This is a genomic window from Pedobacter nutrimenti (assembly GCF_003208655.1).
Classification (GTDB): domain Bacteria; phylum Bacteroidota; class Bacteroidia; order Sphingobacteriales; family Sphingobacteriaceae; genus Pedobacter; species Pedobacter nutrimenti.
Genome location: NZ_QKLU01000009.1, coordinates 38,475 through 52,172, shown reverse-complemented (window position 1 = coordinate 52,172; position 13,698 = coordinate 38,475). Strand labels below are relative to the sequence as shown.

14 protein-coding genes are annotated in these 13,698 nt (G+C 43.9%); 2 read left to right on the top strand and 12 right to left on the bottom strand.

From position 1 onward, the window contains the following. The first annotated feature begins 1 nt into the window (after window position 1). Both B0O44_RS21380 and B0O44_RS21375 read left to right on the top strand, forming a co-directional pair. On the top strand, window positions 2-1,057 hold the full coding sequence (locus B0O44_RS21380; RefSeq protein ID WP_110834143.1) for an ABC transporter permease: 1,056 nt from the start codon (window positions 2-4) through the stop codon (window positions 1,055-1,057). Window positions 1,058-1,060: 3 nt separating this feature from the next. Next, window positions 1,061-1,597, top strand: a complete 537-nt coding sequence (locus B0O44_RS21375) for a shikimate kinase (protein ID WP_110834142.1) — start codon at window positions 1,061-1,063, stop codon at window positions 1,595-1,597. Here B0O44_RS21375 and B0O44_RS21370 read toward each other — a convergent pair. The 12 genes from B0O44_RS21370 to B0O44_RS21315 all read right to left on the bottom strand — a co-directional run bounded on the left by B0O44_RS21370 (window position 1,563) and on the right by B0O44_RS21315 (window position 13,697). Beyond that, window positions 1,563-1,961: an acyl-CoA thioesterase gene (locus B0O44_RS21370; RefSeq protein ID WP_110834141.1), complete on the bottom strand. Its 399-nt coding sequence runs from the start codon at window positions 1,959-1,961 to the stop codon at window positions 1,563-1,565. The genes B0O44_RS21375 and B0O44_RS21370 overlap by 35 nt on opposite strands. A 69-nt stretch (window positions 1,962-2,030) precedes the next feature. Next, on the bottom strand, window positions 2,031-2,477 hold the full coding sequence (locus tag B0O44_RS21365) for a DoxX family protein (RefSeq protein WP_110834140.1): 447 nt from the start codon (window positions 2,475-2,477) through the stop codon (window positions 2,031-2,033). 88 nt (window positions 2,478-2,565) lie between these two features. Further along, a complete protein-coding gene (locus B0O44_RS21360; protein WP_110834139.1) occupies window positions 2,566-3,375 on the bottom strand; it encodes a tRNA pseudouridine synthase A in 810 nt (269 codons plus the stop codon). Between the two features lie 4 nt (window positions 3,376-3,379). Next, window positions 3,380-5,347: a beta-N-acetylhexosaminidase gene (locus tag B0O44_RS21355; RefSeq protein ID WP_110834138.1), complete on the bottom strand. Its 1,968-nt coding sequence runs from the start codon at window positions 5,345-5,347 to the stop codon at window positions 3,380-3,382. 67 nt (window positions 5,348-5,414) lie between these two features. Further along, window positions 5,415-6,827 (bottom strand): D-alanyl-D-alanine carboxypeptidase/D-alanyl-D-alanine endopeptidase, encoded by a 1,413-nt coding sequence (gene dacB, locus B0O44_RS21350; RefSeq protein WP_110834137.1) that lies wholly within the window; start codon window positions 6,825-6,827, stop codon window positions 5,415-5,417. 77 nt (window positions 6,828-6,904) lie between these two features. Continuing rightward, complete coding sequence (locus B0O44_RS21345) at window positions 6,905-7,897, bottom strand: aspartate-semialdehyde dehydrogenase (protein WP_110834136.1); 993 nt, start codon at window positions 7,895-7,897, stop codon at window positions 6,905-6,907. Between the two features lie 90 nt (window positions 7,898-7,987). After that, complete coding sequence (locus B0O44_RS21340) at window positions 7,988-8,869, bottom strand: sugar phosphate isomerase/epimerase family protein (RefSeq protein WP_110834135.1); 882 nt, start codon at window positions 8,867-8,869, stop codon at window positions 7,988-7,990. Between the two features lie 4 nt (window positions 8,870-8,873). Continuing rightward, window positions 8,874-9,758, bottom strand: coding sequence for a hydroxypyruvate isomerase family protein (locus B0O44_RS21335; protein WP_110834134.1), 885 nt, complete (start codon window positions 9,756-9,758; stop codon window positions 8,874-8,876). A 9-nt stretch (window positions 9,759-9,767) separates the two neighbouring features. After that, on the bottom strand, window positions 9,768-11,003 hold the full coding sequence (locus tag B0O44_RS21330; RefSeq protein WP_110834133.1) for a nucleoside permease: 1,236 nt from the start codon (window positions 11,001-11,003) through the stop codon (window positions 9,768-9,770). Between the two features lie 25 nt (window positions 11,004-11,028). Then, window positions 11,029-11,724, bottom strand: coding sequence for a 3-keto-disaccharide hydrolase (locus tag B0O44_RS21325; RefSeq protein ID WP_110834132.1), 696 nt, complete (start codon window positions 11,722-11,724; stop codon window positions 11,029-11,031). Window positions 11,725-11,745: 21 nt separating this feature from the next. After that, complete coding sequence (locus tag B0O44_RS21320; RefSeq protein WP_110834131.1) at window positions 11,746-13,203, bottom strand: Gfo/Idh/MocA family protein; 1,458 nt, start codon at window positions 13,201-13,203, stop codon at window positions 11,746-11,748. A gap of 20 nt (window positions 13,204-13,223) precedes the next feature. Beyond that, the gene (locus B0O44_RS21315; protein WP_245943762.1) at window positions 13,224-13,697 is read right to left on the bottom strand and encodes a c-type cytochrome; all 474 of its coding nucleotides are present in this window, start codon (window positions 13,695-13,697) and stop codon (window positions 13,224-13,226) included. Between the last annotated feature and the right edge of the window lies 1 nt (window position 13,698).

Sequence of the window (13,698 nt, the reverse complement as noted above, 5' to 3'; positions counted from 1 at the left end):
AATGTTCCGCTATGCCCTCAGAAAATTTTTATATGGGCTTGCCGTCATGGGCGGGGTGGTGATCGTCGTATTTGTATTGTTTAATATCCTGCCTGGTGATCCGGCGAGGATGACCATGGGACAGCGTTCAGATTTGCAGTCACTGGAAGCGGTCAGAAAAGAATTTGGACTGGACAAACCCAAAACTGTACAGTTTTTTTTATACCTGAATGACCTTTCTCCCTTAAGTTTTTATGAAAATAACAGTGAAAACAAGGAGAAGTACCATTTTCTGCAAGTCTTTTCTTTTGGCAAACAGGCCTTTGTTTTGAAATGGCCTTACCTGCGCAGGTCTTACCAGACAAAAAGAAATGTTACAACCATCCTTTGGGAAACGGTACCAAATACTTTTGTACTGGCCCTGACAGCTATGATTTTTGCTACGGTTACCGGTGTATTTCTGGGCGTGATTTCTGCGGTCAATAAAGATACCTGGATCGATAGAACAGCCAATGCTTTTGCCATCCTGGGAATATCGGCACCTGCATTTTTTGCAGGGATTATTATTGCCTGGTTTTTTGGTTTTGTACTCAGTGAGTATACAGGTTTAAATATGTCGGGGAGTTTGTATAATTACGATCCTTTTAAGGGGGAAGTAATGACCTGGAAGAATTTATGGCTGCCCATGTTCACTTTAGGGCTCCGCCCCCTGGCGGTTATTGTACAGCTTACCCGCAGTGCTATGCTGGAGGTCCTTTCCCAGGACTATATTCGTACGGCCAGGGCGAAGGGCTTGTCCCGTGGGTCGATCATTTATAAGCACGCTCTTAAAAATGCCTTAAACCCCATTATTACGGCTGTTTCAGGATGGTTTGCCTCTTTGCTTGCGGGTTCCTTTTTTGTGGAATATGTGTTTGGGTATAATGGCCTGGGGAGAGCAACGGTCAATGCGCTGGAAATGTCAGATTTTCCGGTGGTCATGGGCTCGATCCTGTTTATTGCCCTTATATTTGTACTGATTAATATTTTAGTGGATATATTATATGCTTTTGTAGATCCGAGGGTTAAACTGGCTTAAAAGATGAAGATATTTTTAATTGGGTTTATGGGCTGTGGGAAGACTACACTGGCCAAAAAGCTGGCATCCAGGCTGTCTTATCAGCTGCTGGACCTGGACCTGGAAATAGAAAAAAGAGCAGGCATGCCTATAGGTGCTTATTTTGCTGCTCATGGGGAAGATGCCTTTCGGCTGTTGGAAAGCGAAACCCTTAAAACCATGGATTATATGGCTGATGCAGTTATTGCCACTGGAGGCGGTGCGCCCTGTCATTTCGACAATATGGAATGGATGAACCAGCAGGGATTAACCATTTATATGGAAATGGCTCCTGCAGCACTGGCCAGAAGACTGGAGAAAGGAAAAGCCAAACGTCCGCTTTTAAAAGATCTGGACCAGGCAGGGATCCTGCATTTTATTGGGCAAAAGCTCCAGGAAAGAAAGCTCTGGTACCATCAGGCGCAATTGATCGTCAGCGGCGTAAACCTTGATGCAGCCTCTATGGAAAAGCTGATCCGTGAAAAACTCAGTGGTCCTCGTTCTGAAATTGCTCCTCTATAAATTTAATTTGGGTTTTTCCATGCGGAGCAGGGTTACCATCCCGGTCTACATTGACAAAAACCATTTTATCAATGGTCAGAATACTTTTTCTGGTAATTTTGTTTCTGACCTCACAGCGCATGGTTAAGGATGTATTTCCAAAATCGGTGGCCGTGATGCCCATTTCAATAATATCCCCTTGTTTTGCAGAACTCACAAAATTGATTTCTGAAATATATTTGGTGACCACATGTGGGTTTTCTAGTTGCACGATGGCATAGATGGCTGCTTCCTCGTCAATCCACCGGAGCAGACTGCCGCCAAACAATGTTCCGTTAGGATTCAGGTCTTCTGGCTTAACCCATTTTCTGGTGTGAAAATTCATAATTTATTTTTAAGGCAAAATTATGGATTTTGCAGTCAGTCCATCTCACGCCAGGGTAATAATAAGACTTTATCTGGTTTTTCTCTTCATAGACTGGTCGGCAGAGAAAGGCCCTGAGCCCACCACCCAAAACAGGATCAGCAGCAGTAATACCAGGACAGATAACCAGAGCTCTGAATTCAGCATGCTGAAACCTTTGGAAATGTTGACAAAGAATATGGCGCAAAGAAGGATTGGGATTTGTATGACGACCGCAAAACGGGTAACCAGGCCTATGGTGATTAAAATCCCGCCTACCAAATGCACAAAGGCTACAATGTGTATGGCCAGACTTGCCATCATTCCCGAAAATCCAAAGACGTTGTGTTCCAGCAACAGGTCCTGGGAGGCAGCGGTATTGCTGATCAGGGCAATGCCTTTAAAAAAGATGAGTAGTCCGAGTGCAATTCTTACAATGTCCAGCCATTTGGCGCGGTGTACATCTCCCCATTGTTCAATTTTATGAATAACGTTCATGGAATTCCTTCATTTTAGCGAAGTCCTCTATTAAAGTTAAGCAATAAAAAGAATAAAATCAAGTGCTAATTTGTTGAAAAACAGTTTTCTAAAGTAGTTTCCAGAGTTTGTCGGATTGGTTTTGGGGGACCGCTGAAAACTCTGCCCTGGGCTGCAGGTTCAGATAAGGATAAACTACCCTGGACAAATAAAGCCCCTGGGGGTGGGCAGGTGTAATGAGTTCGGGAGTTTGCCTGCTGGAAAGATTATGCTCAAACTCATCTACACTAAGTACCCCTCTTCCAATCTTTAAAAGCTGGCCCATGATGATCCGGATCATTTTACTTAAAAAGCGGTTAGAGGAGATCTGAAAACGGATGCGGTCTCCGTGTTGATCTACCAGCAAGCCTGCAGACATGACGTTACAAATGGTGTGTTCGTATTTATCCGGGCTGGTACAAAACGCCCGGTAGTCCTTGTACCTGGGGAGCAGGTCCACAGCTTTTTTCATCTGATCCAGGTCAAGGTCTTTTAACAGGTAGTAAGAACTCAATCCGTGTAAAAAGGGATTTTTATAGGTGTGAATAAAGTAATCATAGGACCTCATGACGGCATCAAAACGGGCATGAGGCAGTCCTTCCATAGGGATAATGTCAAAAACGGCAATGTTGTAAGGCAGTAATTTATTGAGCCTGAACAACAGGTCAAAGTCCCAGTTTTGTTCCAGGTCCATATGAAAAAAAAATTGGCTGGCATGCACCTGGGCATCTGTTCGCCCACATCCATTGATAAATACAGGGCATTTAAAAATTTGGGTCAGTGCCTTTTCAAGAACACCCTGCACATTTAACACACCAGGTTGTTTTTGCCAGCCTCCATAATGGAGCCCATGATAACCTATATGAACAAAATACCTCAATGTCTTATCTTTTACCTGCTCTTTTATTTAGTTCATCTATGGGCATACTTAGCATACGCCCAACAGGCTCCTTGCCTTTATAGGTGATGACCCTAAGCAAGGTCGCGTCTTTTGGCGGAACGAGTTTTTCGGTGTATTTTGGATAAAAGCGGTCGGGATAAGAATTGTCAAAACTATAATAAATGTCCAAACCCTCCACTTCAGTACTCAGGTCAATCAAAAGCTGCCTGTCGGCCGTTCTACTGGCTTTAAATATAGGGTCATAGGCACTTGGGGCATATTTGGTTTCGGAAAGGTCAAAACGCTTAAAATGCTGCTCTACTTTTGCAAAAAAACTGTTCCAGTTTTTCTTTTCCTTTGGTGACCAGACAGATTCGGAAATGGCCATGGCCCTTGGCCAGGTCATATATTCTGCCTGTCTGATGTTGTAGACCTGTTCTGTCCAGAGGTTGGCCTGGCCCCCTTTAATGTATTTAGGGTCAGCTCCCACAGGAATGGGGTCAAATTCGTAAGCTTTGCTTAAGCGCAGGCTGGCATAAACTTTAGGTTCTGCAATGACATCACTTTGCATATAATCAATGTAGGCATAAGCCGATGGGCTCATCACCACCTCGTGCTTTTTATTAGAGGCCTGGATACCGGCATTGACCGTTCTCCAGCTCATTACAGCTGCGTTTTCCGAAAGGTCGTCTTCCATGATTTCGTCCCAGCCCATAAATTTCTTGCCTTTAGATTCTACAATTTTTTGTACCCTCTTTTCAAAATAACCTTGTACCTGTTGCATGTTTTTCAACCCTTCTCTTTTCATCAGGTCCAGTACAGCAGGATTCTTTTCCCAAAAGTTTTTAGGCGCTTCATCTCCGCCCATATGGATGTATTCAAAGGGGAATAAAGCCGCCACCTGGGTAATAACGGTATCCAGAAACTGGTATACTTTTTCGTTGGCCGGACAAAGGGTATTGTCTACCAGTGCCAAAGGAGGGGCTCCCCTGGACCAGTCCATGATTTTTTCTCCGGAACGGACTTTATAGTTCTCCGCACCAGGGGTGCAGGACAGTTCCGGATAAGAAGCAATAATAGCAAGACTATGTCCCGGAACATCTATTTCTGGTAAAATGTTAACGAACCTTTCTTTGGCATATTTAATAATTTCTTTCAGATCATCCTGGGTATAAAAGCCACCATAGTTTCGGGGTTCATCTGCTGTAGGAGGGATAAAGTCCCCGAAAGTCCCTGTTTTTTTTACGTTCCAGGCACCGACTTCAGTCAGCTTGGGTAAACCTTTAATCTCCAGTCTCCAGCCTTCATCATCTGTTAAATGCAGGTGCAGCACATTGTATTTGTAGCGCACCATGGCATCTATGTATTGTTTGACTTCATTTTTGGTGAAAAAATGACGGGCCACATCAAACATTAAGCCCCTCCAACCCACCCTGGGATAATCGGTAATTTCAACACAGGGAACCTTCCACTGTACGCCTCTGGCCAGTTCTTTGGCTTCAATTTCTTTAGGGAAAAGCTGGATCAGGCTTTGTACACCGTAAAACAGGCCTGATTCCTGGTTGGCTCTGATCAGGATCTGACTTGGACTGACCGAAAGCTGGTAACCTTCTTTACCCAGTTGTGGATTTTGTCTGTCATTCAAAATTAATTTTATGGTGGCCGGATGGTTGTTCATCCCCGATGTGGCCACAAAACTTCCGGTTGGTGTGGAAAGCCTTTCCTGTAAGTGGTCTACCACTGCTTTCATTTCAGGCGTAGCAACAGCCTGTATGGTCACATTCTCCGGTAGGGTAAAATAACCACCGTTTTTGATCATAGACACAGGTTCGGGAATAATGGAAATTTCAGGCACCGGTATATTTGCTGTGCCTTCTGCTGAAGTAGCGGAAGTTGGTGCAGCAGACATATTCTGGGCAGTTGCCTGTTGGAAAAGGAACAAACACAAGAAGACTGGAAAAATTCTTTTCATTGGAGTTTTATTGTAAAAGGCGCAATTTATTAATAAAAAAATAAATGGTTTCGCAGGTCCTGGCAAGTTACTTTAAAGCATCCAGTACCCGGAAAAGTTTTTTACTGATGCCAGAACCTGAATAATTATTGATGTTAATGACAATAATATATTTTTTTCCTCTTGGATCGGTATAATAACCGGCATAGGCAGAAACATCGTTAATGGTGCCACTTTTTAGCTGCATTCCATTGTTTTCCGGCAGGGATTTGTAATAGTCCGCAAACCAGCTTTCTTTCTGCGCCAGAAATAAAACCTGGGCCATGGCGCCAGTGGTCACCCTGGTTCCTGGGGAAAGTCCACTGCCATCAATGATGTTCATCGCTGCGGTGTCAAAACCTTTGGCAGCCCAGTAGCTGAGTTCTACACTTACACCATTGCGGGTAGTTGCCGCTTTACCGGCTTTCCAGGCCAGGGTCCGGATCAGGTGTTCTCCATAAAGGTTAATGCTTTTTTTATTAAACCAGTACACCAACTCAGATAAAGCCGGGGAATTGTGGGTGCTCAGTTTCACGGAGGGCTGGGGAAGGGGCTTGTGGTCTGCCAATAGCTGTCTGGCTGTAGTCACTTCTGCTGAGGTTGGAATGCCAAGACGTTTTAAAGTATCCTGCAAGCGATAGGCAGCTTCGTAAGCAGGGTCAGGAAGGGCGACCGCTATACCCGCTTTGCGGATACCCAGTGCCCAGCTGCCCCTTAAATAAGCTATATTGGATAAGGGTGGTAAAAAGGCATAAGCATTATCGCCGCTACCTTCCGCTCCGGCGCGCAGCTCATTTACAATTTTAACATAGGGCATAGAAGGGACAATTTCCTGGATGGTCACCGGATTTTGCTGGGAAGGACTGGCTTTTAAATGAATATCAAATTGATTTTCCCGCCAGGTTAAGGCAGAAGGTGCTGCACCGTAATAGTTTCCAATGTCCTGCCAAATCCAGCCTTCAGGTGTTGTTGAGCTACCCCAGGCGCTGTCATCACCAATAATCCGGCCTTCAATTCTACTGATCCCTGCGTTTTTAACGGCTGTAACCCATTCATTGAGCACCTGTTTTTCTTTACTGCCTTCATATCTCCAGGAGGCCAGCGAAGGATCTCCTCCCCCCACAATGATCAGGTCTCCCTGTAATACGCCTGCAGTGATGGTACCGCTGTAAGCCAGTATGGTTTGATAACGGAAATCCTTTCCCAATAAACCAAAAGCCGTAGCAGAGGTAATTGTTTTGAGGGTAGAGGCGGTCGCAAGGCCTATATGTTCATTTCTGCCGAACAGGGTCTTTCCTGTTTCTGCATCAAGGACGCACAAAGAGGTAATGGCATATTTTGCCTGCGGATCGCTTGTCAGTTCCTGGTAGGCCCTTTCGAGTTTCTGAACGGGGCTTTGTGCAAAACTGATGCTGCGAAGCAACATGAAGAAAAAAAAGAACGAAACATGCTTAAAGCTCATGGTAAAAAGATTAAAAAAAAAGTGTGATGTTCAGGCAATTCTCTTGCCGGAACATCACACCTGATCAGGTATGGTCATTAAATAAGTTCCGACTTCAATAAGTATTCTGCAATCTGAACAGCATTTGTTGCAGCGCCTTTGCGAAGGTTGTCGGCAACGATCCACATATTCAGTGTATTTGGCAGAGACTCATCGCGTCTGATCCGGCCTACAAATACTTCATCTTTTTCATGAGCATCCTTTGGCATTGGGTATTTCAGGTTTGCAATATCGTCTACAACAATGATACCTTCCGTTTTTTCCAGCAAGTCCCTGACCTCTTTCAGGTCAAAATCGTTCTCAAACTCAATGTTTACAGATTCGGAATGGCCACCCATAACAGGAATGCGTACCGTTGTTGCGGTCACCCTGATGTTGTCATCGCCCATAATTTTACGGGTTTCCAAAATCATTTTCATTTCTTCCTTGGTATAGCCATTTTCCTGGAATACATCAATCTGGGGAATAACATTCAGGTCAATCGGGTAGGCATAGGCCATTGGTCCGTTTGTAATGCCTTTACGTTCATTCATCAGTTGTTCCACCGCTTTAACGCCTGTACCGGTTACGCTTTGGTAAGTGGATACAACCACACGTTTAATTTTGTATTTATCGTGTAATGGTTTTAAAGCCACGACCATCTGTATGGTGGAGCAATTCGGGTTGGCAATAATTTTATCGTCAATAGACAGGGTATTTGCATTCACTTCGGGAACCACCAGTTTTTTGGAAGGATCCATCCGCCATGCGGAAGAATTGTCAATTACTGTTGTTCCGGCTTCAGCAAAACGGGGTGCACTTTCCAACGAAGTACTTCCACCGGCAGAAAATAAAGCAATATCTGGTTTCATACCAATAGCAGTATCCATATTCACCACAGCGTACTTCTTACCCTTAAAAGTGATTTCCTTGCCAACACTCTTCTCTGATGCAACCGGGATTAATTCGGTTAATGGGAAATTACGTTCTTCTAACACTTTTAACATAACAGTGCCTACTAAGCCTGTGGCACCTACTACTGCGACTTTCATTGAATAAATTCTGTTCTTGGTTTTTTAATTAATTAATTGATTTGATCTGTCTTAAGGTTCCAAATATGGCGAAAAATTATGTGATTTTAATTAGTCTTTCGGGATTAATTCCCTGCTGATGTAATCATAGCTCTTTTTAATGCTCCCAAAAGCATCCGGTACATAATTGTTTTCTTGTTCCAGGAAGGCATGCTTCAGTCCGGCCAGTTTTGACTGTGCAAAAATCTTTTTAAAGTCGATGCTGCCATTTCCAACTTCAGTATTGGTTTTTGGATTGACTTTATCCATGTCCTTTACATGCCACATTGGAAAACGTCCCGGATGGGCTTCGAAGAGCTTAACCGGGTCCTGGCCCGAACGGACCACCCAGTAAAGGTCCAGTTCAAAGCGGACCAGCTTAGGATCTGTTTCTTTCAGCAGAATGTTATATCCATGGGTGTCTCCATAAGCCTTAAATTCAAAATCGTGGTTATGATACGCTAGCTTCAAGCCCGAAGCTTTACACAATTCTGCCGCCTGGTTTAGTTTTGCTGCAATCTTTTTAAAGTCATCCAGATTTTTTCTTAATTCTTCGCCCAGCCATGGAACGGTGATGTAGCTGCCTCCGGTAATGTTCGCGGCCTCAATATAGCTTTTTAATTCTTCCGTGTTGCCGGTTTGAATAAAATGGTCTATTCCATAATGGCCACTAGGCGCTTTAAGCCCATTTTCGCTCAGCAAAGCTTTAAAAGCAGGGGCGTCCAGGCCCCAGAATTTATCTTTGAGCGAGTAACCATAAGTTTCCACCTCCGTATAACCTGCATCGGCCACTTTGCGGATCACTCCTTTTACATCTTTAGGGAGTTGTTCCCTTAAAGTATACAATTGGATGCCTATTTTCTTTTTGGAAGGTTTAAAAGCCAGTGAAGGCATTAAAAAGACTCCTGCAGCCGCCAGGCCTGCCTGTTTGATGAAGATTCTTCTTGATTTCATAAGCTTAGATATCGCAGATCTGCACTGCTTTTTTTAAGGATTCAATTTTGTCTTTACGTAATGGGATAAATTCCTGTGCTACATAACCTTTAAAGCCTGTTTCATAGATGGCTTTCATAATCGCAGGATAATAAAGTTCCTGGGTGTCGTCAATTTCATTTCTTCCCGGAACACCTGCGGTATGGTAATGGGCAATATAATTGTGGTTGTCTTTTATAGTGCTGATTACATTACCTTCGTCAATTTGCATGTGGTAGATGTCATATAAGAGTTTAAAATTCTCAGAACCCAGTCTTTTTGCCAGCTCCACGCCCCAGGAAGTATGGTCACACTGATAGTCTTTATGGTTGACTTTGCTGTTGAGCAGTTCCATAACCAAAGTAACATTGTGTTTTTCAGCCAGGCCAATAACCTTTTTCAGGCCCTCTACGCAATTGTTTAAGCCAGTTTCATCGTCTTTACCCCTACGGTTGCCGCTAAAGCAAATGAGGTTCTTGTAACCTGCGGCTGCCACTTTTGGAATCATGTCCGTATAGTTTTTGACCAGGGTTTCATGAAAAGCCGGATCATTCCAGCCATCCACCAGATTGATTTCGGCACCATTACACATAGAGGAGAATAAACCATGTTTTTGCAGTACAGGCCAGTCTTTAGGGCCTACCAGATCAATGGCCTTAATGCCAATTTTTTTCGCCTCCAGGCAAAGGCTATCTAGGTCCATACTGCCAAAGCACCACCTGCATACCGAATGATTGATGTTTCCTTTTAGCGCTGCGCTTTTTTTTTCGGATGTAGCCGCGAAGCTTTGCAGGCTTCCGGAGACCCCTAAAGCCATGCTGCCCACAACGATATTTTTAAGTGCATTTCTTCTGCCGTTTTCTGTTTTCATGACTGGAATTTAAATTGCGGTTTCTTGTACTTTGTCTTTATCGTTAAAGAAAAGGGTAAATAATAAAAAGACAATAGCGGCGATTCCTGATGGGATCATCCAAATCATTTTCCAATCGAATGAACCATCGGCCACTTTATAGCTTTCGGTAATTATTCCTGCAACTTCAAAACCAATCAGCATACCAACCCCATAAGTAGCCAGGGTAATGAGGCCCTGTGCTGAACTTTTATATTTTTCACCAGCCTTGGAATTGGTATAAATTTGTCCGGAAACAAAGAAAAAGTCGTAACAGATTCCATGTAAGGCAATGCCAACAATCAGCATAAAGCTTAGGTTCCCAGCGTTTCCGTAAGCAAATAAAAGATAACGGATTACCCAGGCGAGCATGCCCACCAGGATGGTTTTTTTAAATCCGTATTTTTTGAAAAAGAAGGGGATCAGCAAGAGAAACAAGGCTTCGGAAATTTGTCCTATAGCCATTTTTCCGGTAGGTCCCTCTACACCTATATTCGACAAAAATTTATGTGCATTCTGATAGTAGAAGGCCAGTGGAATGCAAATCAATATGGCTGAAATAAAAAATACGGCAAAATTCTTGTCTTTCAGTAGTTTAAGTGCATCTAACCCAAGGATTTCCCCGATTTTAACTTTTTCTTCTCCGGCGCCTTTTGGCGGTGTTTTAGGCAGCGTAAGGCTAAAAAGTCCAAGGACCAAAGATGCAATACTTCCCATTAGAAAGGTGTTTTTTAGCAGTCCTGCATTTGCAGCTTCTTTCGCATCCCAGAAGAAAACATAGCTGATCAGCAAGCCCGCTACGATCCATCCGATGGTGCCCCATACCCGGATAGAAGAGAATTCTTTTTCCGGGTCTTTCATCTGGTTAAAAGAAACGGAATTGACCAGGGCCAGGGTTGGCATAAATAAAATCATGTAACCCAGCACATAAGGATAAAATACGGAAACATTTGTTGCGGTATACATCTGGTACATCAGCACAGCGCCGATCAGGTGTAAAACAGCAAGAATTTTTTCTGCATTAAAATACCGGTCGGCAATTAATCCGATAATAAAGGGCGCGATAATGGCACCCCAGGATTGGGTAGAGAATACAGCTGCACTTTCCGATTCAGATGCCTTTAGATTGTTGCCCAGAAAAGTACCCAGGGTCACAAACCAGGAGCCCCAGATAAAAAATTCCAGGAACATCATGCCGGATAATTTAATACGGTTGTTTAGGTTCATATTTGATCAGGTCTTGATTAGAGGTTTAAAGTTCTTTGATGGAAATGTTGCGGTACCAGACTTCATCACCATGGTCCTGAAGTGCAATTTTACCTGACTTAAAAGTTCCAAAATTTTCCCAGTTGGCAAATTTGCTGCCTGCAATCAGTTTTTTCCAGTTGTCGTCCCAAAGGGTGGTCGATACGACTTTTACCCCATTGAGTTTGAACTCCAGTTTTCCGTTATTGCTGATGATTTCTGCAAGGTTCCATTCCCCGACCTGTTTTACGGGTTCTGAGCTGCTTTTGACCAGGTCATATAAATCCCCTGCCCGGTGTTTGGTGATCTTTCCGTCAGGATGGCCATCGTTGTCCAAAACCTGCATTTCGGGCCCGGTGCTATAGGTTTGTTTGTATTTGGCAGGTTCTTCATGCACATAAAAAAGAATACCGCTGTTGCTCTTTGGTGCAACTTTCCATTCCAGCTTCAAATGAAAATTACTGTATTCTTTATCGGTTACGATATCGCCTCCGTCATTGTTTTTAGCTTTGGGATCAAAATGAAGTACACCGTTTTCGGCTTTCCATCCCTGGCCAACTGTGGTTTTCCCATAAGTATGCCATCCCTGGGTTGTTTTTCCATCAAATAATTTTACCCAGCCTTTATTGCTTTTTTGTGCCATGGCTACATTTCCGCCGAAAAGGGCGGTGAATACTATTGCGGAGAGAATTTGCTTTTTCATTGTATGTGTTTTTAGGTTAAGTTACAGGCCTAATGTCCAGCCTTTACGGTATTCACGTTTTACATATTGATTGACATCATCAAAATTGGTGATCTTCATGTTGTCATTGTCCCAGAGCAGTTTAATATTCCTTCCCGGGAAATAGGCTTTACCCTCTGCATTTTTCCGCTGAATGTCTACCCCTCTAATGGCTAAATTTGCCATTAACAAGGCTTCTGTCAGCGGGCCGGCAATTTCAAAAGGAGAGCTGACGGCCTGTTTGCCGTATCCGGCAATACTGGCCTCTACCCATTGGGCATAATGACCATTTGCACCATCTTTTACGCGGGCAAACTTTTCAGGTACCTGGATGTCTTTATTGCGGCTCAAAGGAAGCAGACGAGGGTTTGCACTATAGGTACTGCTCATCATTTTTCCTTTGGTTCCAATAAATAGGGTTCCATTTCCACCATCTCCAAAAGTTTCATTGGCCTGTAGTTCTTCAGGTCTTTCCGGTTGTATTCCCCCGTCCATCCAGTGAACGGTAACCGGTCCCCTAGTTTTATCTGTTTTAGGGAATTTTAAAGTCACGTGACTGGAAGGTGGGCAGCTGTCGGGGAAATAACCCCGCTTAAATTCATCTACATAGACAGAGCCTACGCTGGCTTGTACTTCACTGGCATATTTAAGGTTTAATACACTAAAAGGGGCTTCCAGTAAGTGACAACCCATATCTCCGAGTGCGCCCGTGCCGTAATCCCACCAACCCCGCCAGTTGAAAGGTACTAGCTTTTCCACAAAGTCTTTATAAGGCGCTGTGCCCAGCCAGAGGTCCCAGTCGAGCTCTTTTGGTACCTCTGCTTTGGCCTGGGGCCATTGTATACCCTGAGGCCACACTGGACGGTCTGTCCAGGCATAAACGGTATGCACATCCCCAATCAAACCTGCATCGTACCATTCCCTCATTTGTCTCGGACCATCATTGGAAGCCCCCTGATTACCCATTTGAGTTACTACTTTATATTTTTTTGCAGCGGCGGTGAGCATTCTGGCCTCATAAATGTCATGTGTTAAAGGCTTTTGTACATACACATGTTTGCCCAATTGCATAGCCGCCAGAGTTTGGATGGCATGGTTATGGTCAGGGGTAGAGACAGAGACAGCGTCAAAGTTTTTATGCTCTTTGTCAAACATTTCCCGCCAGTCTTTGTAAAATTTGGCTTTGGGAAAGGCTTTAACTGAATTTGCAGCTCTTCTGCTGTCTACATCGCAAAGAAAAGCAATACCTGCTTTTCCGCTTTTATCAAAACTGCTGATATCGGACTGACCTTTACCCCCAACACCTACACCTGCAATCAGCAGGCGGTCGCTTGGTGCAAGAAAGCCTTTACCGCCAAGTACATGACGGGGTACGATCATAAATGCTGCCGAAGCGATGGCAGCCGTTTTTATAAATGCTCTTCTGTCTGTGGTTTCCTGGGCTTTAACTTTCTCTTCCATGGGCTGGGGGATTAAGGAGATTAATTTTTCAGAGATAAAATATATTTGGCCATTTCTTTGGCATCATCCTGACTCATGGAGGCATGCGGGGTCATTGGAATTTCTCCCCATACGCCTTTGCCTCCTTTTATGATCTTGTCTGCCAGCAAAGCAATATTGGCGTCATTTGAAGGGTATTTTGCAGCAATATCTACATAGGATGGGCCAATTACTTTTTGGGTTTTGTTGTGACAGCCAATGCAGTCGGCTTTTGCAATTAATTTCTCGCCGGGTAATGCCGGTCCGGTGGCAGTAGTTGGGGCGGTTGCCGTGGTGCTGGGTGTTGTTGCCGTGGAATTTTCTTCGTTGGTTTTGGAAGTGTCGTTTCCTCCGCATGAAGCTAGCGCAAGACTAATGCAGCTTAAAATAAAAAGTGTCCGTTTCATTTGATGTTGTTGTTTTTGTGTTGGCCAAATGGAACCTCGGATGACCACAAGTGGTAATTTCGGTTTCATT

Excerpts from the sequence above, each read along its gene's own strand:
- B0O44_RS21345 (WP_110834136.1), bottom strand. The coding sequence starts at position 7,897 with ATGAAAGTCGCAGTAGTAGGTGCCACAGGCTTAGTAGGCACTGTTATG.
- B0O44_RS21325 (WP_110834132.1), bottom strand. The coding sequence starts at position 11,724 with ATGAAAAAGCAAATTCTCTCCGCAATAGTATTCACCGCCCTTTTCGGC.
- B0O44_RS21335 (WP_110834134.1), bottom strand. The coding sequence starts at position 9,758 with ATGAAAACAGAAAACGGCAGAAGAAATGCACTTAAAAATATCGTTGTG.
- B0O44_RS21370 (WP_110834141.1), bottom strand. The coding sequence starts at position 1,961 with ATGAATTTTCACACCAGAAAATGGGTTAAGCCAGAAGACCTGAATCCT.
- B0O44_RS21375 (WP_110834142.1), top strand. The coding sequence starts at position 1,061 with ATGAAGATATTTTTAATTGGGTTTATGGGCTGTGGGAAGACTACACTG.
- B0O44_RS21380 (WP_110834143.1), top strand. The coding sequence starts at position 2 with ATGTTCCGCTATGCCCTCAGAAAATTTTTATATGGGCTTGCCGTCATG.
- B0O44_RS21315 (WP_245943762.1), bottom strand. The coding sequence starts at position 13,697 with ATGAAACCGAAATTACCACTTGTGGTCATCCGAGGTTCCATTTGGCCA.
- B0O44_RS21340 (WP_110834135.1), bottom strand. The coding sequence starts at position 8,869 with ATGAAATCAAGAAGAATCTTCATCAAACAGGCAGGCCTGGCGGCTGCA.
- B0O44_RS21330 (WP_110834133.1), bottom strand. The coding sequence starts at position 11,003 with ATGAACCTAAACAACCGTATTAAATTATCCGGCATGATGTTCCTGGAA.
- B0O44_RS21320 (WP_110834131.1), bottom strand. The coding sequence starts at position 13,203 with ATGGAAGAGAAAGTTAAAGCCCAGGAAACCACAGACAGAAGAGCATTT.
- dacB (WP_110834137.1), bottom strand. The coding sequence starts at position 6,827 with ATGAGCTTTAAGCATGTTTCGTTCTTTTTTTTCTTCATGTTGCTTCGC.
- B0O44_RS21365 (WP_110834140.1), bottom strand. The coding sequence starts at position 2,477 with ATGAACGTTATTCATAAAATTGAACAATGGGGAGATGTACACCGCGCC.
- B0O44_RS21355 (WP_110834138.1), bottom strand. The coding sequence starts at position 5,347 with ATGAAAAGAATTTTTCCAGTCTTCTTGTGTTTGTTCCTTTTCCAACAG.